A 26,062-nucleotide genomic window follows, 5' to 3' on the forward strand; every position below is an offset into this window, starting at 1 on the left:
CCGCGCAGGTGGCGGCCGTGCGCGTACCACCCGGAAGACTGATTGACCGCTCCTGCTACTGTCGGTGCGGTTTCCGGCAGCAGCCGGTTGCCGACGTCCTTTAAGGACCCGTCCAGAGAGGCGGGGAAGGAGGTCCGCCTTGTCGTCACGTCCGCGTGGCGCGGCGGAGCCGGCGGGAGAGCGCGAGCTGCTGTCCGCCGGTGATGTCGCGCGCACGATCGCGAGGATGGCCCACCAGGTCATCGAGAAGACCGCTCTCGGAGCCGGTCCGCCCGAGCAGTACCCGGTGCTGCTGGGCATCCCCACGCGCGGCACTCCGCTGGCCGCGCGCCTCGCCGGGAAGATCGGCGAGTTCGCCGGGGTCGCGCCGCCGCACGGCGCCCTCGACATCACCCTGTACCGCGACGATCTCCGCCGCCGTCCGCCGCGCGCGCTCGAGCAGACGCAGCTGCCGCCGGGCGGGATCGACAACCGGGTCGTCATCCTCGTCGACGACGTCCTGTTCTCCGGCCGCACCATCCGCGCAGCCCTCGACGCCCTGCGCGACCACGGCCGCCCGCGTGCCGTCCAGCTCGCCGTGCTCGTCGACCGCGGCCACCGCGAGCTGCCGATCCGCGCCGACTACGTCGGCAAGAACGTGCCCACCGCGCGCGCCGAGGGCGTCTCCGTGCTGCTGTCCGAAACCGACGGCCGGGACGCGGTGCTGCTGCGCGCGCCGGAAGGAGAAACCCGGTGAAGCACCTGCTCGCCACCGACGGGCTCGACGCGGACACCGCGACCGCCGTGCTCGACACCGCCGACGAGCTGAAGCACACGCTGCTCGGCCGCGAGGTCAAGAAGCTGCCGACGCTGCGCGGCCGCACCGTGATCACGCTGTTCTACGAAAACTCGACGCGCACCCGGGTCTCGTTCGAGATCGCCGGGAAGTGGATGAGCGCGGACGTGATCAACGTCTCGGCGTCCAGTTCCTCGGTGAACAAGGGCGAATCGCTGCGGGACACCGCGCTCACGCTGGCCGCCGCGGGCGCAGACTGCGTGATCATCCGGCACCCCGCCTCGGGGGCCGCGCACCGGCTGTCCGGCTGGCTCGCCGGTCCGGGCACCGCGGTGGTCAACGCGGGCGACGGCATGCACGAGCACCCCACACAGGCGCTGCTGGACGCGGCGACGCTGCGCGAACGCCTCGGTTCCCTGAAGGACCGGCGGATCGCCATCGTCGGCGACGTCCTGCACAGCCGGGTCGCGCGGTCGAACATCCACCTGCTCAGCACCCTCGGCGCGGAGGTGGTGCTCGTCGCGCCTCCGACGCTGCTGCCGGTCGGCGTGGAGAAGCTGCCGGTCACGGTCTCGCACGACCTCGACGCCGAGTTGCCCGCCGTCGATGCGGTGATGATGCTGCGCGTCCAGGCCGAGCGCATGCACGGGGGCTTTTTCCCCTCCGCGCGCGAATATTCGATCTCTTACGGGCTCTCCGAGCGCCGTCAGGCGCTGCTGCCGGACCACGCGGTCGTACTGCACCCCGGTCCGATGCTGCGCGGCATGGAGATCGCCTCCGCGGTCGCGGATTCCCCCTCCTCAGCCATTACCGAACAGGTCCGCAACGGCGTGCATGTGCGCATGGCGGTCCTCTACCACCTCCTGGCCAGTGAAGGAGCTGCCGCGTGAGCATCGTGATCAAGGGTGCCCGCCCGTACGGCGAGGGCGAGCCGGTGGACGTCCTGATCGAGGACGGCGTGATCGCCGCCATCGGCGAGGTGAACGTTCCCGAGGGCGCCGAGGTGCTCGACGCCAAGGGCCAGGTCCTCCTGCCCGGGTTCGTCGACCTGCACACGCACCTGCGCGAGCCGGGCCGCGAAGACACCGAGACCATCGACACCGGCTCCGCGGCGGCCGCGCTGGGCGGCTACACCGCGGTGTTCGCCATGGCCAACACCGATCCGGTCGCCGACAACGCGCTCGTCACCGACCACGTGTGGCGGCGCGGGCAGGAGGTCGGCCTGGTCGACGTCCATCCGGTCGGCGCGGTCACCGTCGGGCTCAAGGGCGAGAAGCTCGCCGAACTGGGCACGATGGCCAAGGGCACCGCGGCGGTGCGGGTCTTCTCCGACGACGGCGTGTGCGTCGCGGACCCGCTGCTGATGCGCCGGGCGCTGGAGTACTCGTCCGCGCTCGACGCGGTGATCGCCCAGCACGCCGAGGAACCGCGGCTCACCGTCGGCGCGCAGGCGCACGAGGGCGAGCAGGCGTCGCGGCTGGGCTACGCGGGCTGGCCGGCGTCGGCGGAGGAGTCGATCGTCGCGCGCGACTGCCTTCTGGCGCTGCACGCGAACGCGCGGCTGCATGTCTGCCACGTCTCCACCGCGGGCACGGTCGACGTCCTGCGCTGGGCGAAGGAGCGCGGCACGAAGGTGTCGGCCGAGGTCACGCCGCACCACCTGCTGCTGACCGACGACCGGCTCGAGACCTACGACCCGGTCAACAAGGTCAACCCGCCGCTGCGCACCGGCGGCGACGCGGAGAAGCTGCGCGCCGCGCTGGCCGAGGGCGTCGTGGACTGCGTCGCCACCGACCACGCGCCGCACGCCGTGCAGGACAAGGACACCGAGTGGGCCGCGGCCCGGCCCGGCATGCTCGGCCTGCAGACCGCGCTGTCGGTGGTCGTCGAGACGATGGTCAAGACCGGTCTGCTCGACTGGCGCGGCGTCGCGCGCGTGATGAGCGAGCGGCCCGCGGAGGTCGGGAACCTGGCCGGGCACGGCCGTCCGATCGAAGCGGGCGAACCGGCGAACCTGACGCTGGTCGACCCGGACGCCGAATGGACCGTGCGCGGGGCCGAACTGGCCAGCATCGCGGCCAACACCCCGTACGAGGGAATGCGGTTGCCCGGCGTGGTGACGGCGACCCTGCTGCGCGGGCGGATCACCGCACGCGAGGGGAAGATCTGCTGATGGAGCGGTTGCTGCTGACGCTGGGGATCGTCGCGTTCTTCCTGCTGTGCCTGTGGGGCATGTGGGTCGGCTGGCGGCGCAAGGCGCGTTCGCAGAGCGCGCGGATCGCGCCGTTCCCGGAGATCCCGGCCGAGCCCGGCGAGTTCCAGCTCGAATCGACCGGCGTGTACGTGGGCACCACGACCGCGGGCAACTGGCAGGACCGGGTCGTCACGCGCGGCGCGGGCCCGCGGTCGGGCGCGGTCTGGCGGCTGCACCCGGACGGGATCGCCGTGGAACGCGGCGGGCTGCCGGACTTCTGGATCCCGCGCGGCTCGATCACCGGGATCCGCCGCGACTCGCGGCTCGCCGGGAAGGTCACCGGCACCGACGTGCTGCTGGTGATCACCTGGCAGCTCGGCGACGTCGCGCTGGACACCGGGTTCCGCGGGGACGACCTCGACGACTATCCGCAATGGATCAACGAACTTTCCGATCACGACATCAAGGGAGGTGCCCAGTGAGCACCGGCACTCGCGGCCCCGCCGCCCTGGTTCTCGAAGACGGCCGGGTGTTCCGCGGCGCTGCGTACGGCGCGCGCGGGCGGACCCTGGGCGAGGCGGTGTTCTGCACCGGCATGACGGGGTACCAGGAAACGCTGACGGATCCGTCGTACCACCGGCAGATCGTGGTGCAGACGGCGCCGCAGATCGGCAACACGGGCTGGAACGACGAGGACGACGAATCGGCCCGGATCTGGGTTTCCGGTTACGTGGTGCGGGATCCCGCGCGCACGCCGTCGAGCTGGCGCGCGAAGCGCACGCTGGACGAGGAACTGGTGCGCCAGGGCGTGGTCGGGATTTCCGAAGTGGACACCCGCACTTTGACGCGGCATCTGCGCGAGCAGGGCGCGATGCGCGCCGGGGTGTTCTCCGGCGACGCGCTGGGCAGCGACGAGCAGATGGTCGCGGAGGTGCTGGCGAGCCCGCCGATGAAGGGCGCGGACCTCGCGGGCGAGGTCTCCACGGAGAAGCCGTATGTCGTTGCGGCGCAAGGCGAACGGCGGTTCCGGGTCGCGGCGCTGGACTTGGGGATCAAGTCGAACACGCCGCGGCTGATGACGCAGCGGGGCATCGAGGTGCACGTGCTGCCGTCGAGCACGAGCGCGGAGGAACTGCTGGCGCTGGAGCCGGACGGGGTGTTCCTGTCCAACGGCCCGGGCGACCCGGCGACGACCGCGCACGCGACGGCGTTGACGAAAACCGTTCTGGAGCAGCGGATCCCGCTGTTCGGCATCTGCTTCGGCAACCAGATCCTGGGCCGCGCCTTGGGTTTGGGCACCTACAAGATGCGTTACGGGCACCGGGGGATCAACATCCCGGTGATCGACGTGGCGACCGGCCGGGTGGCGATCACCGCGCAGAACCACGGTTTCGCCTTGGAAGGCGAGCCGGGACAGCGGTTCGATTCCCCGTACGGGGCGGCGCAGATCAGCCACTACTGCCCGAACGACGACACCGTGGAGGGCGTGCGCGCGTTCGACGTGCCCGCGTTTTCCGTGCAGTACCACCCCGAAGCGGCGGCGGGTCCGCACGACGCCGCGCCGCTGTTCGACGAATTCGTTGACTTGATGGAGAAGAAGGCCTGATGCCGAAGAGGACGGACATCCAGCACGTGCTGGTGATCGGCTCCGGGCCGATCGTGATCGGGCAGGCGGCCGAGTTCGACTACTCGGGCACGCAGGCCTGCCGGGTGCTGCGCAGCGAGGGTCTGCGCGTGTCCCTGGTGAACTCGAACCCGGCGACGATCATGACGGACCCGGAGTTCGCGGACGCGACCTACATCGAGCCGGTGACGCCGGACTTCGTGGAGAAGGTCATCGCGGCCGAGCGCCCGGACGCGCTGCTGGCGACGCTGGGCGGGCAGACCGCGCTGAACTGCGCGGTGGCGCTGCACGAGCGCGGCGTGCTGGAGAAGTACGGCGTGGAGCTGATCGGCGCGGACATCGACGCGATCCAGCGCGGCGAGGACCGGCAGAAGTTCAAGGACATCGTGCGCACGGTCGGCGCGGACGTCCCGCGCTCGCGCGTCTGCCACGACATGGACGAGGTCCGCGCCACCGTCGAGGAACTCGGGCTGCCGGTCGTCATCCGGCCGTCGTTCACCATGGGCGGGCTCGGTTCGGGCATGGCGCACACGCCTGAGGACCTGGAGCGGCTGGCGTCGACCGGGCTCACGGAGTCTCCGGTGACGGAGGTGCTGATCGAGGAGAGCGTGCTCGGCTGGAAGGAGTACGAGCTCGAGCTGATGCGCGACAAGCACGACAACGTGGTGGTCGTGTGCTCGATCGAGAACGTGGACGCGATGGGCGTGCACACCGGCGACTCGGTGACCGTCGCGCCGACGATGACGCTGACCGACCGCGAGTACCAGGTGATGCGCGACGTCGGGATCGCGGTGCTGCGCGAGGTCGGCGTGGACACCGGCGGCTGCAACATCCAGTTCGCGTTCAACCCCGAGGACGGCCGGATGGTCGTGATCGAGATGAACCCGCGCGTGTCCCGTTCGTCCGCGCTGGCGTCGAAGGCGACCGGTTTCCCGATCGCGAAGATCGCGGCGAAGCTGGCGATCGGCTACACCCTCGACGAGATCCGCAACGACATCACCGGCGAGACCCCGGCGGCGTTCGAGCCGACGCTGGACTACGTCGTGGTGAAGATGCCGCGGTTCGCGTTCGAGAAGTTCCCCGGCGCGGACCCCACGCTCACCACGACCATGAAGTCGGTGGGCGAGGCGATGTCGTTCGGCCGCAGTTTCCCCGAAGCTCTCGGGAAAGCGATGCGGTCGATCGAGACGAAGGCGACCGGGTTCTGGACGCTGCCCGACCCCGAGGGCGCGACTGCCGAGTCCGTTCTGGACTCGCTGCGCACGCCGCACGAAGGCCGCCTCTACGAGGTGGAACTGGCGCTGCGGCTGGGCGCGACGGTCGAGCAGGTCCACGAGGCCTCGGGCATCGACCCGTGGTTCATCGACCAGGTCGCCCTGATCGGCGAGGTCGGCGCGGAGGTCCGCGACGCCCCGGTGCTCGACGGCGACTTGCTGCGCCGCGCCAAGCGCACCGGCCTGTCCGACCGGCAGATCGCCGCGCTGCGCCCGGAACTCGCGGGCGAGGACGGCGTGCGGGCGCTGCGGCACCGGCTGGGGGTGCGGCCGGTGTTCAAGACGGTCGACACCTGCGCGGCCGAGTTCGCGGCGAAGACCCCGTACCACTACTCGGCCTACGAGACCGACCCCGCCGCGACCTCGGAGGTCGCCGCCCAGTCGGACAAGCCGAAGGTGCTGATCCTCGGGTCGGGGCCGAACCGGATCGGGCAGGGCATCGAGTTCGACTACTCCTGCGTGCACGCGGCGATCGCGTTGCGCGAGGCCGGGTTCGAGGCCGTGATGGTCAACTGCAACCCGGAAACCGTGTCCACCGACTACGACACGTCCGACCGGCTGTACTTCGAGCCGCTGTCGTTCGAGGACGTGCTGGAGGTCGTGCACGCCGAACAGCAGTCCGGCACCGTGGCCGGGGTGATCGTGCAACTGGGCGGGCAGACCCCGCTCGGGCTCGCGCAGCGCCTCGCCGACGCCGGGGTGCCGGTGGTCGGGACGCCGCCGGAGGCGATCGACCTCGCCGAGGACCGCGGCGCGTTCGGCGAAGTCCTCACCGCCGCCGGGCTGCCCGCGCCGAAGTACGGGACGGCGACCTCGTTCGAGGGCGCGAAGCGGATCGCCGACGAGATCGGCTACCCGGTGCTGGTCCGCCCGTCCTACGTGCTGGGCGGGCGCGGCATGGAGATCGTCTACGACGAGGAGTCCCTCGCCGGCTACATCCGCCGCGCCACCGAGGTCACCCCCGAGCACCCGGTGCTGGTGGACCGGTTCCTCGACGACGCGATCGAGATCGACGTGGACGCCCTGTTCGACGGCGAGGACCTCTACCTCGGCGGCGTGATGGAGCACATCGAGGAGGCCGGGATCCACTCCGGCGACTCCTCCTGCGCGCTGCCGCCGATCACCCTCGGCGCGCAGGACCTCGACGCGGTCCGCGCCTCCACCGAGGCCATCGCCCGCGGCGTCGGCGTCCGCGGCCTGCTGAACGTGCAGTACGCGCTCAAGGACGACGTGCTCTACGTCCTGGAAGCCAACCCGCGCGCCTCCCGCACCGTCCCGTTCGTCTCCAAGGCCACCGCCGTCCCGCTGGCGAAGGCCGCGGCGCTGGTGATGACCGGCTCGACGATCAAGGACCTGCGCGCGTCCGGGGTGCTGCCCGCCGAGGGCGACGGCGGCCGGATGCCCGCCGACTCCCCGGTCGCGGTTAAGGAAGCCGTCCTGCCGTTCCACCGGTTCCGCACCCCCGAAGGACACGGCGTCGACTCCCTGCTCGGCCCGGAAATGAAGTCCACCGGCGAAGTCATGGGCGTCGACACCTCCTTCGGGAAAGCATTCGCGAAATCGCAGAGCGGCGCCTACGGATCCCTTCCCACTTCGGGCCGGGTATTCGTCTCCGTCGCCAACCGCGACAAGCGCTCGCTGGTCTTCCCGGTGAAGCGGCTGGCCGACCTCGGCTTCGAGATCCTGGCCACCTCCGGAACCGCGGAAGTGTTGCGGCGCAACGGGGTTGCCTGCTCGGTGGTGCGCAAGCACTCCGAACCGGACCCGGGCACCGGCGAGCCGAACATCGTCGACGTGATCCTCGCCGGCGACGTCAACATGGTGATCAACACGCCGTACGGAAACAGCGGACCGCGCGTGGACGGTTACGAAATCCGGACTGCCGCGGTGTCGCGCGACATTCCGTGCGTCACCACGGTGCAGGGCGCCGCGGCGGCCGTGCACGGCATCGAAGCGCTTATCCGCGGCGACATCGGCGTGCGCAGCCTCCAGGACCTCCAGGCGGCGCTGAAGGCGACGTCGTGACCGCCCGGTTCGGGGCGCGGCTCGCCGAAGCGGTGGCCGCGCGCGGGGCGCTGTGCGCCGGGATCGACCCGCATCCGGGCCTGATCGAGGCGTGGGGCCTGCCAGTCGACGCGAGCGGGCTCGAACGCTTCGCGCTCAGCGCCGCGGAGGCGCTGGGCGAGGTGGCGGCGATCGTGAAGCCGCAGTCGGCGTTCTTCGAGGCGTTCGGGCCCGCCGGCGTGGCGGTGCTCGAACGCGTCGTAGACGTCGCTCACGACGCCGGAGCGCTTGTCTTGCTCGACGTGAAGCGGGGTGACATCGGCTCCACCATGGCGGCCTACACGGCGGCGTACGTGGCCGAAAAGGCGGCTTTCGCCGCCGACGCGGCCACCGTGTCGCCGTACCTCGGCTTCGGCGCCCTCGACGCGGCGGTCAAGGCGGCGAGCGAAGCGGGCAACGGGCTCTTCGTGCTCGCGCGCACGTCCAACCCGGAAGCGGACGCGTTGCAGCGCGCGCGGCTCGAAGACGGCCGTACGGTCGCTCAGAGCGTCGTAGACGCTGCGGCGGACCACAACGCAGGTGCTGAGCCGTACGGCGACGTCGGCGTGGTCGTAGGGGCCACTGTGGCTCCTGGGGAAGTCGACCTGAGCCGGCTCAACGGACCGGTGCTCGCGCCCGGTTTCGGGGCGCAGGGGGCAACCGAGGCGGATTTGCGGGCAGTCTTCGGGGAAGGCCTCCCGGGGCTGCTCCCGGCGTCTTCGCGCGACCTGCTGCGCCACGGCCCGGACACGGCGGCGTTACGCCGTGCGGCCCAAGAGGTGAACGGCCGGTTGGCGGGACTGCGCGGAAAAGGCCAATAGCAGGCCCCGGAATCGCGCTCCACCAGCCACCCCCGCATTGTGGCCCCTGCTCAGGGGTGGGTACCGTCGCGTCACCCACCCAGATGTGAGAACTACCGGAGGAAAACGTGGCACTTCCCCAGCTGACAGAGGAACAGCGTGCTGCGGCGCTGGAGAAGGCCGCCGCCGCCCGCCGCATCCGTGCTGAGCTGAAGGAGCGGCTGAAGCGGGGCGGTACCACTCTGGTCGACGTGCTGAAGCAGGCCGAGGAGAACGAAGTCCTCGGCAAGATGAAGGTTTCGGCCTTGCTCGAGGCGCTCCCCGGCGTCGGCAAGGTGCGCGCCCAGCAGACGATGGAACGACTGGAGATCGCCCCCAGCCGCAGGCTCCGCGGGCTCGGCGACCGGCAGCGCAAGGCGCTGCTGGCCGAGTTCAGCGGCGAGTGAGCGGCGTCGGTCAGGACTACCCGGTGACCCGGGGCGCCGACCGCGGCAGTGAGCCGGTGGCAGGAGATCTCTCCCGCCCCCGGCTCACCGTCGTCTCCGGCCCTTCCGGCGTCGGGAAGTCGAGTGTGGTGGGACAGCTGCGCCTGCTCGAGCCGAACCTGTACTTCAGCGTTTCGGTGACGACGCGGGCGCCGCGGCCGGGCGAGGTCGACGGAAACCATTACCACTTCGTGGATTCCGCCGAATTCGACCGGATGGTGGCCGGGAACCGGCTGCTGGAGTGGGCCGAGTTCGCGGGCAACCGGTACGGGACGCCGCGCGAGCCGGTCGAGAAGGCGTTGGCGGACGGCCGTCCGGCGGTGCTGGAGATCGAACTGCAGGGCGCGCGCCAGGTCCGGGCCGCGATGCCGGAGGCACGGCTGGTCATGCTGATGCCGCCGTCCTGGGAAGAACTGGTCGGCAGGCTCACCGGCAGGGGCACCGAGACCGAGGCCGCGGTCGCCGCCCGGCTGGCGGAGGCGGAACGCGAACTGGCCGCGGCCGGGGAGTTCGACGAACGGGTCGTGAACGCCGACGTCGAGGTCGCCGCGCGGCGGTTGCTAGACTTGATTACCGGCGGTGGCGATTCTGCCGCCGATCGATGTGACGATACGGAGCACCACGAGTGACTGTGCAACAGGCGACGCTGGAAGAGCTCGAAGGCATCACCAACCCGCCGATCGACGACCTGCTCGAGAAGGTCTCCTCGAAGTACGCGCTGGTGATCTACTCGGCCAAGCGGGCCCGGCAGATCAACGACTACTACGCGCAGCTGGGCGAGGGCCTGCTGGAGTACGTGGGCCCGCTGGTCGAGCCCGGCCCCCGCGAGAAGCCGCTGTCGATCGCGCTGCGCGAGATCCACGGCGGGCTGCTCGAGCACACCGAGGGTGAATGACGCCAAGCCCAGGGTCGTCCTGGGCGTGGGCGGCGGCATCGCCGCCTACAAGGCGTGCGAGGTCCTGCGGGGCCTCACCGAATCCGGGCACGACGTCCGCGTCGTGCCCACCGAGGCCGCGCTGAACTTCGTCGGCGCGGCGACCTTCGAGGCACTGTCCGGGAACCCGGTGCACACCGGGGTGTTCACCGAGGTGCCCGAGGTGCAGCACGTGCGGGTCGGCAAAGAGGCCGACCTCGTGCTGGTCGTCCCGGCGACCGCGAACCTGCTGGCCAAGGCCGCGCACGGGCTCGCCGACGACCTCCTGACGAACACCCTGCTCACCGCCCGGTGCCCGGTCGCCTTCTTCCCGGCGATGCACACCGAGATGTGGGAGCACCCGGCCACCCGCGACAACGTGGCGTTGCTGCGCTCGCGCGGCCTGGTCGTCACCGAACCCGCCGCCGGCAGGCTGACCGGCGTCGACACCGGCAAGGGACGGCTCGCCGATCCGGCCGAGATCGTCGACCTGGCCCGGCTGCTGCTCGCCGAGCCTCGCGCGCTGCCGCGCGACCTCGAGGGCCTCCGCGTGGTGATCTCCGCGGGCGGCACCCGCGAACCGCTCGACCCGGTCCGCTACCTGGGCAACCGATCGTCGGGCAAACAGGGCTTCGCGCTCGCCCGGGTCGCCGCGCAACGCGGCGCCGAGGTGACGCTGGTCGCCGGGCACACCGACGAACTGCCGTCTCCGGCGGGCGCGACGCTGCAACGAGTGTCCACCGCCGAGGAAATGCGCAAAGCGGTGCACGCCGCCGCGGCGGACGCGGATGTCGTCGTGATGGCCGCCGCGGTCGCGGATTTCCGGCCCGCGACGCCGGCCGACCACAAGATCAAGAAGTCCGACGACAGCCCGGACCCGGTCATCACGCTCGACCGCAACGCCGACATCCTCGCCGAAGTGGTGCAAGGACGGCGTTCCGGGCAGATCGTGGTGGGTTTCGCCGCGGAAACCGGCGACGAGAACGGCAGCGTGCTCGACCACGCCCGCGCCAAGCTCCGCCGCAAGGGCGCGGATCTGCTCGTGGTCAACGCGGTCGGCGACGGAAAAGCCTTCGGCACCGAGGACAATTCGGGCTGGCTGCTCGCCGCGGACGGCACTGAGCAGGTCATCTCGCAAGGCGCTAAAGCCCGGCTGGCGGCCACATTGTGGGATGCCGTAACAGCGTTGATTGAACGTCGACTCTAGCTACAGGCCCGCTGGGTAGGGTGGGCTGTGCCAGGAGCGCCTGAAATACCGGTGGGGCGCCATCGCTTGACCGAGGGAAGTGACGAGGTCGTGTCTGCGTCCACGAAAAGGCTGTTCACGTCGGAATCCGTGACGGAAGGCCACCCCGACAAGATCTGTGACGCCATCAGCGACTCGATCCTCGACGGCCTGCTGACCAAGGACCCGCGCAGCCGGGTTGCCGTCGAGACCCTGATCACGACGGGCCAGGTGCATGTCGCGGGCGAGGTGACGACCGAGGCGTACGCGGACATCCCCACCATCGTGCGGGACGTCATCCTGCGCATCGGCTACGACTCGTCGGCCAAGGGCTTCGACGGCAACTCCTGCGGCGTGAACGTCGCGATCGGCTCGCAGTCTCCGGACATCGCCCAGGGCGTCGACACGGCGTACGAGTCGCGCGTGGAATCGGACGAGGACGAGATCAACCGCCAGGGCGCGGGCGACCAGGGCCTGATGTTCGGCTACGCCTGCTCGGACACGCCTGAGCTGATGCCGCTCCCGATCGCGCTCGCGCACCGCCTGTCGCGCCGCCTGACCGCGGTCCGCAAGGACGGCGTGCTGCCGTACCTGCGTCCCGACGGCAAGACCCAGGTCACCATCGAGTACGCGGGCGAACAGCCGGTGCGGCTCGACACCGTCGTGGTCTCCACCCAGCACGCGGACGGGATCGACCTGGAGCAGATGCTCGGGGTCGACGTGAAGAAGCACGTCGTGGAGCCGGAACTGGCCGAACTGGGCCTCGACACCGACAGCACCCGCCTCCTGGTGAACCCCACCGGCCGCTTCGTGATCGGCGGCCCGATGGGCGACGCCGGGCTCACCGGCCGCAAGATCATCGTCGACACCTACGGCGGCATGGCCCGCCACGGCGGCGGCGCGTTCTCCGGCAAGGACCCGTCCAAGGTGGACCGTTCGGCCGCGTACGCGATGCGCTGGGTGGCCAAGAACGTGGTCGCCGCGGGCCTGGCCGGACGGGTCGAGGTGCAGGTCGCGTACGCGATCGGCAAGGCCGCTCCGGTGGGCCTGTTCGTCGAGACGTTCGGCACCGAAACAGTCGACCCGACCAAGATCCAGTCGGCCATCAGCGAGGTCTTCGACCTGCGCCCCGCCGCGATCATCCGCGACCTGGACCTGCTCCGCCCGATCTACGCCCCCACCGCGGCGTACGGCCACTTCGGCCGCCCGGACCTGAACCTCCCGTGGGAAAGCACCGCCCGCGCCGACGCCCTGCGCTCGCTGGCCGGCGCCTGACCCCGCTGAGCTTTGGGTCCGTGAAGGGCCCCTTGCGGGAATCTCATTCCCGCAAGGGGCCCTTCACGGCTTTCGGGGGCGGCCGAATGTCCTCAAACCGCAGCCGCTGCGCTCAACGGTTCGGGGTGCCCCGCCGCACCTTCTCCCTACGAGACGACAGCCTTGTCGCCCCCGTCTGGTAGAGATCTCCAAGTGACCAGCTCCGAACCCACCCCCCTATGGGACCTCCCGGAGCCTTCGCGCTCCACCCCGGAGCCGAAGGCCACCCCGGCGAAAAAGCCCGCCCGCAAACCCGCCCGCTCCCGCAAAGGCCAGCAAACCCCCGCCCCGGAACTGCCCGTCGCGAAGATCGCCGTAGACATCCCGCTGGCCCACCTCGACCGCACCTTCGACTACCAAGTCCCGGAAAAACTGCACGAATCCGCGGTCCCCGGCTGCCGGGTCCGGGTGCGTTTCGCCGGCCAGCTGGTCGACGGCTACCTCATCGAACGCACTGACACGACGGAGTACGAGCGAAAACTCGCCTACCTGGAGCGAGTCACCTCGAGCGAACCCGTCCTCCCGCCTTCTCTGCACGCCGTCTGCCGCTCGGTAGCCGATCGCTACGCCGGAACCCTCTCCGACGTCCTGCGCCTGGCCCTGCCGCCAAGGCACGCGAAGGCGGAAAGCGAACCCCCTGCGGAACCGGCCCCCGCCCCGGACGCCCCGGACATCTCCGCCTGGTCCCGCTACCAACGCGGTGAAGCGTTCCTGGAAGCGATCGCCGAATCCCGCCAGGCGAACGCGGTCTGGCAAGCCCTGCCCGGCGAAGACTGGCCGCGCCGCCTCGCCGAAGCGGCCGCCACCGCGGCCGCCCAAGGCCGGGGCGCGGTCCTGGTGGTCCCGGACCACCGCGACCTCACGCGGGTGCACGAGGCGTGCATCGAACTGGTGGGGGAGCAGGGCGTCGCCGCGCTGATCGCCGGGTTGGGGCCGGCCGAACGGTACCGGCGCTGGCTTTCCGTGCTGCGCGGCGCGGTCCGCGTGGTGGTCGGCACTCGCGCGGCGATGTTCGCGCCCGTCGCCGATCCCGGGCTGTTCGTCGTCTGGGACGACGGCGACGATCTGCACCTGGATCCGCATGCCCCGTACCCGCACGTGCGGGATGTGCTGATGGATCGGGCCCACGCCACGAAATCGGCGTTCCTGGTCGGCGGGTTCGCCCGGACCGCCGAAGCGCAGCTGCTGGTGGAATCCGGCTGGGCGCAACAGATCCAGGCCGATCGCGCCGGACTTCGCGCCGCCGCCCCGCGCGTGACCCCGGTCGGCGAGGACTTCGACGTGGCGCGTGACGAAGCAGCTCGGGTCGCCCGGCTGCCCGCGGTCGCGTTCGAGGCCGCGCGCCAGGCTTTCGCCGCCGGATTGCCGGCCTTGGTCCAGGTTCCGCGCCGCGGTTACGTTCCCGGATTGTCGTGCGGCCAATGCCGGACGCCCGCCCACTGCCGTCGCTGCGCCGGTCCGCTCGCGTTGCCCGGCGGGTCGGCGGACGGCGCCCCGCGTCCGCCCGCGTGCCGGTGGTGCGGTGTCCCGGAGACCGCTTTCCGGTGCCCTGCTTGCGGTTCCGTCCGGTTGCGGGCCGTGGTGGTCGGCGCGAAACGCACCGCGGAAGAACTGGGCCGGGCCTTCCCCGGGGTTCCGGTCCGGACCTCCGGCGCGACCGAAGTCCTGGCGACCGTCCCGGGCCGTCCGGCGCTGGTGGTCTGCACGCCGGGCGCGGAGCCGGTCGCCGAAGGCGGTTACGGCGCGGCGCTGCTGCTGGACGGCTGGGCGTTGCTGGGACGGCAGGATCTGCGTGCCGCGGAAGAGACTCTCCGCCGCTGGATGGCCGCCGGCGCGCTGGTCCGCCCGGCGTCGGGCGGGGGCCGGGTGATCGTCGGCGCGGAAGCCGGGCTGGCGGTGGTGCAGGCACTGGTGCGCTGGGATCCGGGCTGGCACGCGAGCCAGGAACTGGAACAGCGCCGGGAGCTGGGTTTCCCGCCCGCGATGCGGATGGCGAGCGTCGAGGGGAGCCCGGCCGCGGTGGCGAGCGTGCTCGACGACCTTCCGCTGCCCGGCAGCGGCGAGGTGCTCGGCCCGGTCCCGCTGGGCGATTACGACGACGAGGGCAACGCGGAACGAGAACGGGCGCTGGTGCGGGTGGCCCGCCCGGACGGCCGCGCACTGGCGACGGTGGTGCGCGACGCGGTGGCCCGCCGGGACGCCCGGAAAGCGGTCGAGCCGGTGCGGGTGCAGCTGGATCCGCTGGACCTGATCTAGGAACGCGGTAGCTTAGGGGTATCCGGAAGCCCGGTGTGCCCGGAAACGGTCGTTCAACTGGCTTTCCGCCCGCAGTCGCACGGCCGGCCCCGCCTGCCGCTTGTCCGCGAGCACGACTGAATTCGCTAAATCCCTTCCAGTCGACCGCTCATTTGCGCGCCGAACTCCGCCACAGACGCGGTTTTCCGCACTACTGCGCGGTTTCCGTTTGAATCCGTTCGTCCCGGGGTGTATGGGAAACGTGGAAAACGGGGGAGGGGCGCGGCGGCGCGGGGCGGCCGGTTGCTCCGTTCGCGGGGCCGCGCTGCGGCATTCGCCGTCTTCGCGGCTCCCAGGCGCGCACTTACCCTTGAGGCCGGGCGGCCAAGATCAGGACCGCGGCCCGGGCCTGCCGCTCGCGTGCCCCGGTCCCGCGGACAGGAGTCGGCGTTGATGGGCGACGTCTCGATCCGGCCGGCTGAGCAGGCGGACCTCGCGGCGCTGGCGGAGATCCTCGGCGACCAGGGGTTTTTCGAGGACCGGTTCACCCGGCAGGCGAAGGGGCTCGGCGTCCTGTTCGCCGCGTGGTGCTCCGCGCGGCCGGTCGGCGACGTGTACCTCTGGCTCGAGGACGCCGAGGAACCGCCGATCCGCGGCCATCTGCCGGGCGTCCCGCTGCTGACCCATCTGGAGGTGGCCCCGGAGGCGCGCAATCGCGGCATCGGCGCGGCTCTCGTGCGTGCGGTCGAGGATTACCTGGTCGGGCATGGGCACGCCCTGGGCGCGCTCGCGGTCCGCACGGACAACACCCGCGCCGCGAGGCTGTACCGCCGCCTCGGCTACCACGACTGGGGCCATGGCACGGTCGTCTGCTACGCCGAGCGCGTTTCGCCGGACGGGCGCACGATTTCCGAGGCCGAGCGCTGCCACGTACTGGTGAAGCGGCTGCCGGACGACCGTCCCGCACCGCTAGCCGGCCGCGCCTGCGGCGAAGGCTGAGCCTTCAGGACTTGTGCACGATCTCCGCGATCCCCAGCGTGTCGAAAGCGGCGTCGGGGTCGCCAGCCGAACCGTGCCGCGCGCGCAGCGACAGCAGATGCGTCTCCCACGTGTCCCGGTCCCGCTGCCAAGCGCGCAGGTACCGCACGCACAGGTCCGGTTCGATCAGCAGGCTGCGGCCGTGCGCGGCCTTCAGCGCCGCGCTCATCCGCTCCTCGTATCCACCGGTCAGGTACGGCGCGTCCTGGACCTGGCGCAGCGTGGTGCGGATGAACGCCCGGCGGCTTTCCAGGAAGCCCGCCCAGTACGCGGCGGTCGCGTCGGCGATGCCGAGACCGTTGTCCAGCAGGCAGTAGATCCCCTCGGCGAGCGTGTCGCCCAGTTCCTCCGACCGGGCGCGCACGGTGTTGCGAAAGGGGTCGTAGTCGTGCTGGTAGGCGAAGCTGGTGACCGCGGTGGCGCGCAATCCGGTTCCGCTGAGGAGGAAAAACCAGTCCTCGTTGTAGATGTCCGGGAAGAACGAGGAGAACGCGTCGCGCCCGACCGCCAGCGCGCCGCCGCCGACGAACGTGTCCTGCTTTCCTCCGGACTCGCGATAGGCGTGGCACACCACGGAGTTGTCCGGCATCCCGATGTTGGCGAGGCCCGCCGCGGCGTACTCGTCGAGCAGTCCCGCGGCGGCGCGCAGGTTGCTGGGCCGCGGAAGCGGGATGTCCTTGCTCGGGAACAGCCGGATGTCGTCGTCGAGGAACAGGATGCGCTGCCAGCCCGCCAGATCGGCGACGAGCACGCCGAGGTTGCGTTTGAAACTCGTGTCGGTGCGGCGCAGCAAACGCTTCGCCTGCAGCAGCCTGCTTGTCGCGAACGGCGGAACGGCGCCGAGACCCGCTGCCTCGTCGGTGTCGATCGCGCGGACTCGCACCCCGGCGCGCTTCGCGGCGAGCACCGCGTCGGTCGCGCGCGCGTTCTTGCTGCACAGCAGCAGAAGCGTGGCGTCGACTTCGCGGGCGGCGCGGAAAGCGTCCTTGAGGTAGGCGGCGGGGCGGCCGTTGGGCACGACGATCGCGTCCAGCCTTGCCTGCGGCGCGTCTTCGGCGGCGACGTGATGCAGCAGCCGCTGATGCGTCGTGTGCTGCGCCGGCGCTGCGACGGTCGCGGTCATGTGAGGCTCGATTCTGGCCACTCGTGCAGCCGGTTTTCAGGCAGGGTCCAGTCAGGGGTGAGCCCTTGGTTGTCGAAGACCGGGACCCGGCTGATGATGCTGAAGGAATCCGCGCCCGCGAAGCGCTGGTCGAGGTAGGCCTGGTTGCGATCGCGGAAGCGGCGGTCGGTCAGCGCTCGTACGGCCCCGAGGGTGCCGCGGCCGTACATTCCGTTGCACACGGTCACGGTGCGCTTGCGGTTGAGCGGGCTGACGCCGTGGTAGAAGTGCGCGACGTCTTCGAGCAGGATTCCGTTGCGCAGTTTGGCGCTGAACATCTGGGTCGTGCCGTCCGGGCGGGTCACTTCGAACCCGGTTTCCAGCTGCTCCTCGTCGCCCTTGCGGCTGATCTGGCGGACCGGCACGTCGACCCGGTCGAGCAGCGCGCGGGTCTGCGGATTCCAGTCGACGCCGCCGAGCAGCACCAGGTGCGCGGTGTACTCGTCCGCCGACAGCGTCGTGTTCTGGTCGGTGGTGCGGAAGGTGACGTCGCTCGCCGGGTTGCACGCGCGGATGTGGCCGTAGAGCTCGAGCAGCGCGTCCGGGTCGGCGTAGGTGTAGAGGTTCACGTAGTCCGGGCTCGACGGGTCGGTGTAGGCGATCCGGTACTTCTCCGGCAGCTGCGCGCAGACGATCACGATGTCCTGGTTCGGCGGGAAGTGCCACAGGCTCGAGGGCGCGAAGACCGGCTGGGCCGGCGGGTCGTCGAGGTCGCCGCGCAGTGCCTGCAGCTCCGCGAGCAGCTCCTTGCGGACGGTGTGCTCGTCGTCCGTCAGGTTCTCTGTGTCCAGCAGATGAAGATTGGGACCCTGCACCGAACGGCGGGTGGCGAAGAAGGTCGCGTACGCCTCCAGGCGATGAGGCGGGGGCGTCACCGGTTTCGCCACGTTCTCCCACGACGACAGCAGGCCGGTGCTCACGCCGAAGGCCTCGGCGAGCTGCTTCTGGGTGAGCACCACGTCGGACCAGCTCTCCTTGCGCAGGGTACGCAGGCGAGCGGCGAGCGCGGGATTGGGCTGAGACACGACTTCAGACCCTTCAGTGAAGTTCAGTCAGGCGTGAATGGCGGGGATTCTACACCCGGGACGCCGGGGTGGCCGGACGGGCCGGGGTCGAGTGTCGGCGAGCGTTCAGGGGTTGCCAATCTCGGACTAGACCCGCACCTGAACCGAAGATGTCGTGTGCGCGACACCATTGTTTCAGTCCGGGCCCACCCTTATAGTAGCTGCTGTGAAAGTCTACTAGATTTCAGTAGCTTCCTGAAATAGGGGGGCGGTCATGGACACCTCAGCAGTACAGGCACCAGTACACCGAGCCATCGTGGTCGTCGACATCGAAGGGTCGACCACCCGTACGAACCCGGCTCGGGCCGGGCTCCGTTCGGTCCTGTTCGACCTGCTCGACGAGGCGTTCCGGGCCGGCGGCATCACGGAGCAGTTCCGGGATCCCTTCGTGGACCGGGGCGACGGGGCGCTGTGCCTCGTGCGGCCCGTCGACGAGGTCCCGAAGACGGTCCTGCTCGCCCGCGTGGTGCCCGCGCTGACCGAACTGCTCGCCCGGCACGGCGACCAGGACCCCGAACTGGCCTTCCGGCTGCGCGTTTCGGTGCACGCCGGCGAGGTGCACTACGACGCGCACGGGCCCTACGGCGAGGACATCGACATCGCCTGCCGCCTCCTCGACGCCCCTGACCTGAGACGCAGGCTGCGCAGCTCCTCGGGGCCGCTCGCGCTCGTCGTCTCGAACGCGATCCACCGGTCGGTCGTCCGGCACGGCTATGCCGGGATCGACCGCAGCTCCTTCGCACACGCCTTCCACGTGCGCGTCGGCGGGCAGCGGACCCGCGGCTGGGTCCGCACCACCGACGCCGTCCGGCCGGGAGCGGGACTGATCGCCTGACCGGTCCGGCCGACGACGAGGAGGGGGGACCGCCGTGGAAGCGATCGGGTTCTGGCCGGCGCTGGGCGCCGCGGACCGGGCGAAGTTCGAAGAGCTGTCCGTCCGCAGGGCTTACCGGCGCGGGGACGTCCTCTGCCGCGAAGGCGAGCGAGCCTCGGTCGTGCTTCTCCTCCTCGCCGGGCACGTCCGGATCACCAACGCGACGCCGGACGGGCGCGAGGTCGTGATCGGCGTCCGCGGCGCGGGCGACGTGATCGGCGAACTGGCCGTGATCGACGGCGGACGGAGGTCGGCGACCGTGCAAGCACTCGACGAACTGGACGTGCTGGTCGTGCCCGCCGCGCGGTTCGTCGCGCTGTGCCGGCGCGAGGCCGCGATTTCCTGGGCGCTGCTCCAAGTCCTCGCCGACCGGATGCGCGACGTCGGACGGCAATGGCTCGACATCGGCGGCGGGACGGCCACCCGCCGCGTCGCCGCGCAGCTGATGCAGCTCGCGGTGCAGCACGGCGTGCGGCGAGGAACGGACATCGAAGTCGCGGTGCCCGGAACGCAAGCAGAACTCGCTATGACGGCAGCGATTTCGCGCGAATCGTGGGCAAGGGTGACGCGGGAACTCCGCCGCCAGGGGGTGATCAGCACCGCCCGCGGGAAGGTGACCATCCACCGGCTCGCGGAATTGCGCAGGCTCGCCCGCTGAACGTGTCAGCTGACACAGATTTCCCGGCCCCGCCGGGGTTTTCTGGAAACACACCACCGAGGGAGGCAGTCATGGAACCGTTTCTTCCCGCTCCTCAGCCGGTTCGCTGGCGTCGGGGGGTGTACGCGGCAGCTCTGGTCATCCCGTTCACCGTCGCTCAGGTGTGGGCGCTGCTGGTGTTGCTGAGCCTCGAATCGCTCCACGGTCTCGTCGGGCAGGCCTTCCTGGTGACCCTCGCTGGTTCCGTCGTCGCGACAGCGGTCGGCTGGCGCTGGGTGTGGCAGCTGGGTTCGGAACGCAGGCGGGTGCGGGCGCGCGAGGAGATGCGCAGGCGGGCGTACGAGAACATGCGCGAATTCGGGCGGGAGAACCTGCGCGAACCGCGGATAGCGGCGCGGATATGACCACCGTGCTGGCCGCCGCGCAGGGCGGCGGGCAAGGCGTGCCGGCTGCGGTGCTCGTGCTCGCTTTGATCGTGCTGATCGCGGTGGTCCGGGTGCTGCGCTGGATCGCCGGGCTGGCGGTGCGGCTGGCCGCCTCGGTCGCGGCGATCGCCGGTCTGGTCGTCGGGGCGGTGGGGGTCGGCGGGCTGGCGACCCTGACCGCGGTGGCGATGGCGGCCTCGAAGTGAGTGTGGACACCGGTTCCGCCGCGGGGCAGACTCGCCCGCATGCCCACGACCGGAAAGCGAATCCTCGCGGTGCTCTCCGTGGCCGCTCTGGTGTCCACGGCCGGGGCGGCCAGCGCCTCGGCCGCCGTTCCCACTCCCAAATCGCCTGTCGCGACCGGCTACCTCGGCGCGGTGTCGAGCATCGACGCCGACGCCACGGCCATCGGCACGCAGGTGCTGCGCGGCGGCGGAAACGCCGTCGACGCGGCGGTCGCCGTCGCGGCCGCGCTAGGCGTCACGGACCCGTTCTCGGCCGGCATCGGCGGAGGCGGGTTCTTCGTGTACTACGACGCGAAAACCGGCAAGGTCCACACGCTCGACGGGCGGGAGACCGCGCCCGAGACCGCGGACGAGAACCTCTTCGTGGAGAACGGCAAACCGTTGCCGTTCGCGGACGCGGTCACCAGCGGGTTGAGCGTGGGGGTGCCCGGTACTCCGGCTACGTGGCGCGACGCGTTGCGCAAGTGGGGGACGCGTTCGCTCGCGCAGTCGATCGCTCCGGCGGAGCGGTTGGCGCGCAAGGGGTTCGTGGTTGATCAGACGTTCCATGATCAGGTGGCGCACAACGCTGATCGGTTCGCTGCGTTTCCCTCGACTCGGTCGTTGTATCTGCCCGGGGGACAGCCGCCGGCGCCGGGGACGGTGTTCCGGAACCCGGATCTGGCCGCTACGTATGGGCAGTTGGCGCGGCGGGGGACCGATGTGCTGTACCGAGGGGAGGTCGGGGCGGATATCGCCCGGACCGTGCAGCGGCCGCCGGTGGATCCGGCTTCTTCGCTGAAGGTTCGGCCGGGGAAGCTTTCTGCTGCCGATCTCGCGGCGTATCAGGCTGTTGAGCGGGTGCCCACGCATACGCGGTACCGCGGGCTGGATGTCTACGGGATGCCCGCGCCTTCGTCTGGTGGGCTTACGGTGGGCGAGGCTCTGAATATTCTGGAGAATTACGATCTTCGGGGGGCGGGCAAGGCGGATTATCTGCAGTATTTTCTGGAGGCTTCGCGGTTTGCCTTCGCCGACCGGAATCGGTGGATCGGGGATCCTGCCTTTGTCGATGTGCCGGCTCGGGAGTTGCTCAGCCAGGAGTTCGCGGACAGCCGGGCTTGTCTGATCTCCAAGGACCACGCTGCGACCAGTCCGGTCGCGCCTGCTGATCCCCGGCGTCCGCAGCCTTGTGCGGCGGGGCCGACGGGGGCGCCCACGCCGTATGAAGGGGAGAACACCACTCACCTGACTGTGGCTGACCGGTGGGGGAACGTCGTTGCTTACACGTTGACTATCGAGCAGGAGGGTGGAAGCGGGATTGTTGTTCCCGGTCGTGGGTTTCTGCTCAACAACGAGTTGACCGACTTCTCGTTCGTGCCTGTCACTCCCGGCGTTCCCGATCCTAACCTGCCTGGTCCGGGGAAACGGCCTCGGTCGTCGATGGCTCCTACTGTGGTGTTGCGGGACGGGAAGCCGTTCTTCGCTGCTGGGTCGCCCGGGGGCGCTTCGATCATTACTACGGTGCTGCAGGTGGTTTTGGGGCGGGTCGATCGCGGGTTGTCATTGGAGGACGCGATTGCCGCGCCCCGGGCTTCGCAGCGGAATTCTGCCAAGGCTGATGTGGAGGCGGGATTCCTGGCCCAGCCGGAGACTGCGGAGCTGCAGCGGCGGGGGCAGGTGTTCTCGGCTTCTCCCGCGGAGATCGGGGCCGCTACCGGGGTTGAGTCTTTGCCGGACGGGCGGTGGGTTGCTGCGGCTGAGCCGGTGAGGCGGGGCCAGGGGGCGGCGCAGGTCGTGTTGCCTTGGCGGTGGCCTGGGGGCCGGTGATTCGGCTCGTCGCCTTGGCGGGCGACATTTGCGCTCGGGTGTGGGCCACCACCCCGAAGTTTGATTGTGCTGACGGGCGGCGGGTGCTGGTCAAGGCGGGAAAGATGCCTTGACCAGCACCCGCCGCCCGCAGGGAGCCTTCGGACCGGGGTCGGGGCGGTGTGGGTGCCTCGCTGGTTGGGTGCGTCGGCCGCGGTTGTGCGGTGGCGGGCCTAGCGCCCCGATGTGGCATTGGGTGCGTCAGATGCACCGAACGCCGCATTGGGGCGCATCCCGGCGGGGCGGCGGGAGGCGGCGGGGTGGGCTGGGAAGGGCTCCTTGCGGGAATCCAAGTCCGTGAAGGGGCCCCTCACCGCCGGGCGAGTGTCGTGAGGGGACCTCTGAGTTCCTGAAGGCGGCCCTCCCGGACAGGCCTCGCGGCCGAGGGGGCAGGCCAAGAGGGCGGCGGGCAAGAGTCAGTTGTTGGAGAGCTGGCGTTTTACCTCGGCTGCGACGCGGGAGCCTTCGGCGCGCCCGGCGATTTTCGGCTGCACGGCCTTCATCACCGCGCCCATTCCGGCCATCCCGGAGGCGCCGGTTTCCGTCACTGCCTCGGTGACCAGCGCGCGCAGTTCGTCGTCCGAGAGCTGGGCGGGCAGGTAGGCGGTGAGAACCTCTGCTTCGGCTCGTTCGCGCTCCGCTGACTCCGCGCGGCCTGCCTTGTCGAAGGCCTCGGCGGCGTCGCGGCGTTTCTTCACCTCTCGGGTGATGATTTTCAGTACCTCGTCGTCGGAGAGTTCGCGAGCGCTGTCGCCCGCGGTTTCTTCGTAGCCGATCGCCGAGAGGGTCAGCCGCAGCGTTGCCGAGCGCAGCTGGTCCCTCGCCTTGATCGCGGTCGTCAGGTCGTCGTGCAGGGTCGCCTTCAGCGTGGTCATGTACCCGATCCTGGCGCCCGCCGCGGCTGGCTGCCCGCGCCGCGCCGTCGATGCGGGGGTCTTCTAGACTCGCTTCCGATGTCCGACCAGCCTGAAATCCCCTTTTCCCTTCCGGAGGTGCGGTGATGCGTCTCGTTTTCGCCGGCACCCCGGAGCCCGCCGTGCCGTCGTTGCGCGCGCTGATCGAGTCCGAGCGGCACGAGGTCGTCGCGGTCGTCACGCGGCCGGACGCCCAGGCCGGGCGCGGGCGCAAGGTGCTGCGGTCCCCGGTGGGCGCGCTCGCCGACGAGCACGGCATCGAGGTGCTCACGCCCGCCCGCGCCGGCGACCCGGCGTTTCTCGCCAGGTTGCGCGAGCTGGCGCCGGACGTCTGCCCGGTCGTCGCGTACGGGGCGTTGCTGCCGCAGTCCGCGCTCGACATCCCGGCGCACGGCTGGGTCAACCTGCACTTCTCGCTGCTGCCCGCGTGGCGCGGCGCGGCCCCGGTGCAGGCGGCGATCCGGGCGGGGGACGAGATGACCGGCGCGTCCACCTTCCGGATCGTGAAGGAGCTCGACGCGGGCCCGGTGTTCGGCGTGGTGACCGAGACGATCGGCCCGGACGACACGTCCGGCGCGCTGCTCGGCAGGCTCGCCGAGTCCGGCGCGCACCTGCTGGTGTCCACCGTGGACGGCATCGAGGACGGCACGCTCCGCGCGGTCGAGCAGCCGGGCGAGGGCATGAGCTACGCGCCGAAGGTGACCGTCGAGGACGCGCGCGTGTCGTTCGCCGACCCGGCTTCCGCGGTCGACCGGCACATCCGTTCGGTGACGCCGGATCCCGGCGCGTGGGCGGAGTTCCGCGGCGAGCGGTTCAAGCTGGGGCCGGTCACCGTGCTCGACGAACCCGGTCCGCGGCCGGGCGAGCTGGTGGTCGAGCGCAAGCGCGTGCTCGTGGGCACGGCGACGAAACCGGTGCGGCTGGGCGAGGTCCAGGCGGCCGGCAAGAAACGGATGGCGGCCACCGACTGGGCGCGCGGCACGAGGATCGACGAAGGAGAGCGCCTCCAGTGAACGAGCGTGGAGAACGGCGGCCGTCACGGCCGCAGCGGGGCCGTCCGGCTCCGCGCAAACAGGGACCGCGGCGTCCGCCGGAGATCGACCCGGCCCGCCAGGTCGCGTTCGACGTGCTGCGCGCTGTCCGCGAGAAGGACGCGTACGCCAACCTCGTCCTCCCGCAGCTGCTGCGGGAACGCCGGGTGAGCGGCCGCGACGCCGCGCTGGCCACCGAACTGACCTACGGCACCGCTCGGGCGCAGGGCCTGCTCGACGCGGTGATCGCCGCGTGCGCCGACCGGCCGATCGAGAAGACCGACCCGGTGGTGCTCGACGCGCTCCGGCTCGGCGCCTATCAGCTGCTGCGCACCCGGATCCCGGAACACGCCTCGGTAGGGTCCACTGTGGACCTCGTCCGCGCCGAAGCCGGTTCGTGGGCAACGGGATTCGCGAACGCCATCCTGCGTGCGGTGTCGGCAAAGGACGAGACGCAGTGGCTCGACGAACTGACCCCGGACGAGGCCGCCGACCCGATCGGCGCTTACGCGCTCCGCACCGCGCACCCGCGCTGGGTCGCCCGGTCGTTCGCGGAAGCACTGGGGGACAAGGGCGCCGAGCTGAAGGCCGCCCTCGAAGCGGACGACGCCCGCCCCGCGGTGCACCTGGTCGCGCGCCCCGGCGAGATCAGCGCCGACGAACTGGCCGCCATCACCGGCGGCGACCCCGCGCCGTACTCGCCCTACGGCGTGCACCTGCCCGCAGGCGCGGGCGACCCGGCCGACGCGGAACCAGTGCGCGAACGCCTTGCCGCGGTGCAGGACGAAGGCAGCCAGCTGTGCGCCATCGCCGTCACGAAGGCCCCGCTGGAAGGCTCCGACGAACGCTGGCTGGACCTGTGCGCGGGCCCCGGCGGCAAAGCAGCGCTGCTCGGCGCGCTGGCCAAGATCAGCGGCGCGCACGTGGACGCCGTCGAGAAGGCGCCGCACCGGGCCCGGCTGATCGAGAACGCGACCGAGGGCCTGCCGGTCACCGTGCACGTCGCCGACGGTCGCGAGACCGGCCTCGAACCGGGCTACGACCGGATCCTGGTCGACGCCCCGTGCAGCGGCCTCGGCGCACTGCGCCGGCGCCCCGAGGCCCGGTGGCGCCGCAAGCCGTCGGACGTCGCGGACCTCACCAAACTGCAGGGCGAACTGCTGATGGCGGCACTGGACCTGGTGCGTCCGGGCGGCATCGTCACGTACGTGGTGTGCTCGCCGCACCTGGCCGAAACCGAAGGCGTGGTAGGCGAAACCGCCCGCCGGACCAAGTCCGAGATCGTGGACGCCCGCGAGTTCTTCCCGGACGTCCCGCAGCTCGGCGACGGCCCGTACGTCCAGCTGTGGCCCCACCGACACGGCACCGACGCGATGTTCTGCGCGGTGCTGCGCAAGCCGTGACGGATCTAGGTTTGGTCGCCAGCTCGTGCGGCGGACTGGACACCCGGTTCACCGACGAGCTGGCGAAACCCGCGGTCGCCCGAGGCTGGCGGCTCGCCATCACCCTCACGCCGACTGCCTGGGGCTGGCTGAAAGCGACCGGCGGACTGGGCGAACTCGAAGCCACGACGGATCTTCCGGTGCGCGCCGCGTCCCGGCTCCCCGGCGAACCCCGGCCGCATCCGGACCCGAAGGTGTTCCTCTTCGCTCCCGCGTCGGCGAACTCGGTGGCGAAGCTGGCGCTGGGGATCGCGGACAACCAGGCGCTCACGCTGCTCGGCGATGTCCTTGGCGCGCCGGGGAGCACCATCGTCGTGGCCTATCAGATCCAGCCGGCCCGGGAGCACCATCCGGCCTGGCGGCGGCATCTGGACACGTTGACCGAAGCTGGCGTCCGGCTGCACCGGCTGGACCCGCGCCGGCCTTGGTCGGAGCCTCTCGACTTGCTGCCCTCGCCTGCGTAAAAAGCCGGGAAGAGC

Annotated in this window: 25 protein-coding genes; 22 read left to right on the plus strand and 3 right to left on the minus strand. The window is 70.9% G+C overall.

Features of this window, described 5'->3' with window-relative positions:
- The first annotated feature begins 139 nt into the window (after positions 1-139).
- From pyrR to L3Q65_RS03860, 14 genes are all read left to right on the plus strand, one after another.
- The gene (gene pyrR / locus L3Q65_RS03795) at positions 140-736 is read left to right on the plus strand and encodes a bifunctional pyr operon transcriptional regulator/uracil phosphoribosyltransferase PyrR (protein WP_116203800.1); all 597 of its coding nucleotides are present in this window, start codon (positions 140-142) and stop codon (positions 734-736) included.
- Complete coding sequence (locus tag L3Q65_RS03800) at positions 733-1,665, plus strand: aspartate carbamoyltransferase catalytic subunit (RefSeq protein WP_037818941.1); 933 nt, start codon at positions 733-735, stop codon at positions 1,663-1,665. The genes pyrR and L3Q65_RS03800 overlap by 4 nt, the downstream gene beginning before the upstream one ends.
- Positions 1,662-2,948: a dihydroorotase gene (locus L3Q65_RS03805; protein ID WP_237598797.1), complete on the plus strand. Its 1,287-nt coding sequence runs from the start codon at positions 1,662-1,664 to the stop codon at positions 2,946-2,948. The genes L3Q65_RS03800 and L3Q65_RS03805 overlap by 4 nt, the downstream gene beginning before the upstream one ends.
- Entirely contained in the window at positions 2,948-3,451 is a 504-nt protein-coding gene (locus tag L3Q65_RS03810; RefSeq protein ID WP_182890443.1) for a transporter, read from the plus strand. Before L3Q65_RS03805 ends, L3Q65_RS03810 begins: the two co-directional genes overlap by 1 nt.
- Entirely contained in the window at positions 3,403-4,575 is a 1,173-nt protein-coding gene (gene carA, locus L3Q65_RS03815; protein WP_220506947.1) for a glutamine-hydrolyzing carbamoyl-phosphate synthase small subunit, read from the plus strand. The genes L3Q65_RS03810 and carA overlap by 49 nt, the downstream gene beginning before the upstream one ends.
- Positions 4,575-7,892 carry a carbamoyl-phosphate synthase large subunit gene (carB, locus tag L3Q65_RS03820; RefSeq protein WP_182890441.1) on the plus strand — a complete coding sequence of 1,106 codons (3,318 nt, stop codon included), beginning with the start codon at positions 4,575-4,577 and terminating at the stop codon, positions 7,890-7,892. The genes carA and carB overlap by 1 nt, the downstream gene beginning before the upstream one ends.
- A complete protein-coding gene (gene pyrF, locus L3Q65_RS03825) occupies positions 7,889-8,731 on the plus strand; it encodes an orotidine-5'-phosphate decarboxylase (RefSeq protein WP_237598798.1) in 843 nt (280 codons plus the stop codon). The genes carB and pyrF overlap by 4 nt, the downstream gene beginning before the upstream one ends.
- 107 nt (positions 8,732-8,838) lie before the next feature.
- Entirely contained in the window at positions 8,839-9,156 is a 318-nt protein-coding gene (gene mihF / locus L3Q65_RS03830; protein WP_003096398.1) for an integration host factor, actinobacterial type, read from the plus strand.
- Positions 9,153-9,824, plus strand: a complete 672-nt coding sequence (gmk, locus tag L3Q65_RS03835) for a guanylate kinase (protein ID WP_182890439.1) — start codon at positions 9,153-9,155, stop codon at positions 9,822-9,824. Before mihF ends, gmk begins: the two co-directional genes overlap by 4 nt.
- Positions 9,821-10,090, plus strand: a complete 270-nt coding sequence (gene rpoZ, locus L3Q65_RS03840; RefSeq protein WP_020658117.1) for a DNA-directed RNA polymerase subunit omega — start codon at positions 9,821-9,823, stop codon at positions 10,088-10,090. The genes gmk and rpoZ overlap by 4 nt, the downstream gene beginning before the upstream one ends.
- The gene (gene coaBC, locus L3Q65_RS03845; protein WP_182890438.1) at positions 10,083-11,315 is read left to right on the plus strand and encodes a bifunctional phosphopantothenoylcysteine decarboxylase/phosphopantothenate--cysteine ligase CoaBC; all 1,233 of its coding nucleotides are present in this window, start codon (positions 10,083-10,085) and stop codon (positions 11,313-11,315) included. Before rpoZ ends, coaBC begins: the two co-directional genes overlap by 8 nt.
- A 90-nt stretch (positions 11,316-11,405) precedes the next feature.
- Complete coding sequence (gene metK / locus L3Q65_RS03850; RefSeq protein WP_182890437.1) at positions 11,406-12,608, plus strand: methionine adenosyltransferase; 1,203 nt, start codon at positions 11,406-11,408, stop codon at positions 12,606-12,608.
- Positions 12,609-12,800: 192 nt separating this feature from the next.
- Entirely contained in the window at positions 12,801-14,903 is a 2,103-nt protein-coding gene (locus L3Q65_RS03855) for a primosomal protein N' (RefSeq protein ID WP_237598799.1), read from the plus strand.
- Positions 14,904-15,335: 432 nt separating this feature from the next.
- A complete protein-coding gene (locus L3Q65_RS03860) occupies positions 15,336-15,881 on the plus strand; it encodes a GNAT family N-acetyltransferase (RefSeq protein ID WP_182890435.1) in 546 nt (181 codons plus the stop codon).
- Positions 15,882-15,885: 4 nt separating this feature from the next.
- Here L3Q65_RS03860 and L3Q65_RS03865 read toward each other — a convergent pair whose 3' ends face one another.
- Both L3Q65_RS03865 and L3Q65_RS03870 read right to left on the minus strand, forming a co-directional pair.
- Positions 15,886-17,043 carry a hypothetical protein gene (locus tag L3Q65_RS03865; protein ID WP_237598800.1) on the minus strand — a complete coding sequence of 386 codons (1,158 nt, stop codon included), beginning with the start codon at positions 17,041-17,043 and terminating at the stop codon, positions 15,886-15,888.
- Positions 17,040-18,107, minus strand: a complete 1,068-nt coding sequence (locus tag L3Q65_RS03870; RefSeq protein WP_182890433.1) for a helix-turn-helix domain-containing protein — start codon at positions 18,105-18,107, stop codon at positions 17,040-17,042. The genes L3Q65_RS03865 and L3Q65_RS03870 overlap by 4 nt, the downstream gene beginning before the upstream one ends.
- Before the next feature lie 253 nt (positions 18,108-18,360).
- Between L3Q65_RS03870 and L3Q65_RS03875 the strand changes: the two genes are divergently transcribed.
- The 5 genes from L3Q65_RS03875 to ggt all read left to right on the plus strand — a co-directional run bounded on the left by L3Q65_RS03875 (position 18,361) and on the right by ggt (position 22,157).
- A complete protein-coding gene (locus L3Q65_RS03875) occupies positions 18,361-18,981 on the plus strand; it encodes a hypothetical protein (RefSeq protein ID WP_182890432.1) in 621 nt (206 codons plus the stop codon).
- A gap of 34 nt (positions 18,982-19,015) precedes the next feature.
- Positions 19,016-19,678 carry a Crp/Fnr family transcriptional regulator gene (locus L3Q65_RS03880; protein WP_182890431.1) on the plus strand — a complete coding sequence of 221 codons (663 nt, stop codon included), beginning with the start codon at positions 19,016-19,018 and terminating at the stop codon, positions 19,676-19,678.
- A gap of 71 nt (positions 19,679-19,749) precedes the next feature.
- Positions 19,750-20,082 (plus strand): hypothetical protein, encoded by a 333-nt coding sequence (locus L3Q65_RS03885; RefSeq protein WP_237598801.1) that lies wholly within the window; start codon positions 19,750-19,752, stop codon positions 20,080-20,082.
- Complete coding sequence (locus L3Q65_RS03890) at positions 20,079-20,309, plus strand: hypothetical protein (RefSeq protein ID WP_182890430.1); 231 nt, start codon at positions 20,079-20,081, stop codon at positions 20,307-20,309. Before L3Q65_RS03885 ends, L3Q65_RS03890 begins: the two co-directional genes overlap by 4 nt.
- A gap of 39 nt (positions 20,310-20,348) precedes the next feature.
- Positions 20,349-22,157, plus strand: a complete 1,809-nt coding sequence (ggt, locus tag L3Q65_RS03895) for a gamma-glutamyltransferase (RefSeq protein ID WP_237598802.1) — start codon at positions 20,349-20,351, stop codon at positions 22,155-22,157.
- A 455-nt stretch (positions 22,158-22,612) separates the two neighbouring features.
- Here ggt and L3Q65_RS03900 read toward each other — a convergent pair whose 3' ends face one another.
- Positions 22,613-23,071 carry a GatB/YqeY domain-containing protein gene (locus tag L3Q65_RS03900; RefSeq protein WP_182896146.1) on the minus strand — a complete coding sequence of 153 codons (459 nt, stop codon included), beginning with the start codon at positions 23,069-23,071 and terminating at the stop codon, positions 22,613-22,615.
- 125 nt (positions 23,072-23,196) lie between these two features.
- Between L3Q65_RS03900 and fmt the strand changes: the two genes are divergently transcribed.
- The 3 genes from fmt to L3Q65_RS03915 are packed head-to-tail and all read left to right on the plus strand — an operon-like array spanning position 23,197 to position 26,047.
- Positions 23,197-24,123, plus strand: coding sequence for a methionyl-tRNA formyltransferase (gene fmt / locus L3Q65_RS03905; protein ID WP_182896145.1), 927 nt, complete (start codon positions 23,197-23,199; stop codon positions 24,121-24,123).
- A complete protein-coding gene (locus L3Q65_RS03910) occupies positions 24,120-25,544 on the plus strand; it encodes an RsmB/NOP family class I SAM-dependent RNA methyltransferase (protein ID WP_182896144.1) in 1,425 nt (474 codons plus the stop codon). The genes fmt and L3Q65_RS03910 overlap by 4 nt, the downstream gene beginning before the upstream one ends.
- Positions 25,541-26,047, plus strand: a complete 507-nt coding sequence (locus L3Q65_RS03915) for a flavoprotein (RefSeq protein WP_182896143.1) — start codon at positions 25,541-25,543, stop codon at positions 26,045-26,047. The genes L3Q65_RS03910 and L3Q65_RS03915 overlap by 4 nt, the downstream gene beginning before the upstream one ends.
- The last annotated feature ends 15 nt before the right edge of the window (positions 26,048-26,062 follow it).

It is taken from the genome of Amycolatopsis sp. FU40, assembly GCF_021903635.1.
GTDB classification, from domain to species: Bacteria; Actinomycetota; Actinomycetes; order Mycobacteriales; family Pseudonocardiaceae; genus Amycolatopsis; species Amycolatopsis dendrobii.

Coding starts and splice junctions, on each gene's coding strand:
- L3Q65_RS03810 (WP_182890443.1), top strand. CDS start 2,948: ATGGAGCGGTTGCTGCTGACGCTGGGGATCGTCGCGTTCTTCCTGCTG.
- carA (WP_220506947.1), top strand. CDS start 3,403: ATGGATCAACGAACTTTCCGATCACGACATCAAGGGAGGTGCCCAGTG.
- carB (WP_182890441.1), top strand. CDS start 4,575: ATGCCGAAGAGGACGGACATCCAGCACGTGCTGGTGATCGGCTCCGGG.
- L3Q65_RS03860 (WP_182890435.1), top strand. CDS start 15,336: ATGGGCGACGTCTCGATCCGGCCGGCTGAGCAGGCGGACCTCGCGGCG.
- L3Q65_RS03865 (WP_237598800.1), bottom strand. CDS start 17,043: ATGACCGCGACCGTCGCAGCGCCGGCGCAGCACACGACGCATCAGCGG.
- L3Q65_RS03875 (WP_182890432.1), top strand. CDS start 18,361: ATGGACACCTCAGCAGTACAGGCACCAGTACACCGAGCCATCGTGGTC.
- L3Q65_RS03885 (WP_237598801.1), top strand. CDS start 19,750: ATGGAACCGTTTCTTCCCGCTCCTCAGCCGGTTCGCTGGCGTCGGGGG.
- L3Q65_RS03890 (WP_182890430.1), top strand. CDS start 20,079: ATGACCACCGTGCTGGCCGCCGCGCAGGGCGGCGGGCAAGGCGTGCCG.
- ggt (WP_237598802.1), top strand. CDS start 20,349: ATGCCCACGACCGGAAAGCGAATCCTCGCGGTGCTCTCCGTGGCCGCT.
- L3Q65_RS03900 (WP_182896146.1), bottom strand. CDS start 23,071: ATGACCACGCTGAAGGCGACCCTGCACGACGACCTGACGACCGCGATC.
- fmt (WP_182896145.1), top strand. CDS start 23,197: ATGCGTCTCGTTTTCGCCGGCACCCCGGAGCCCGCCGTGCCGTCGTTG.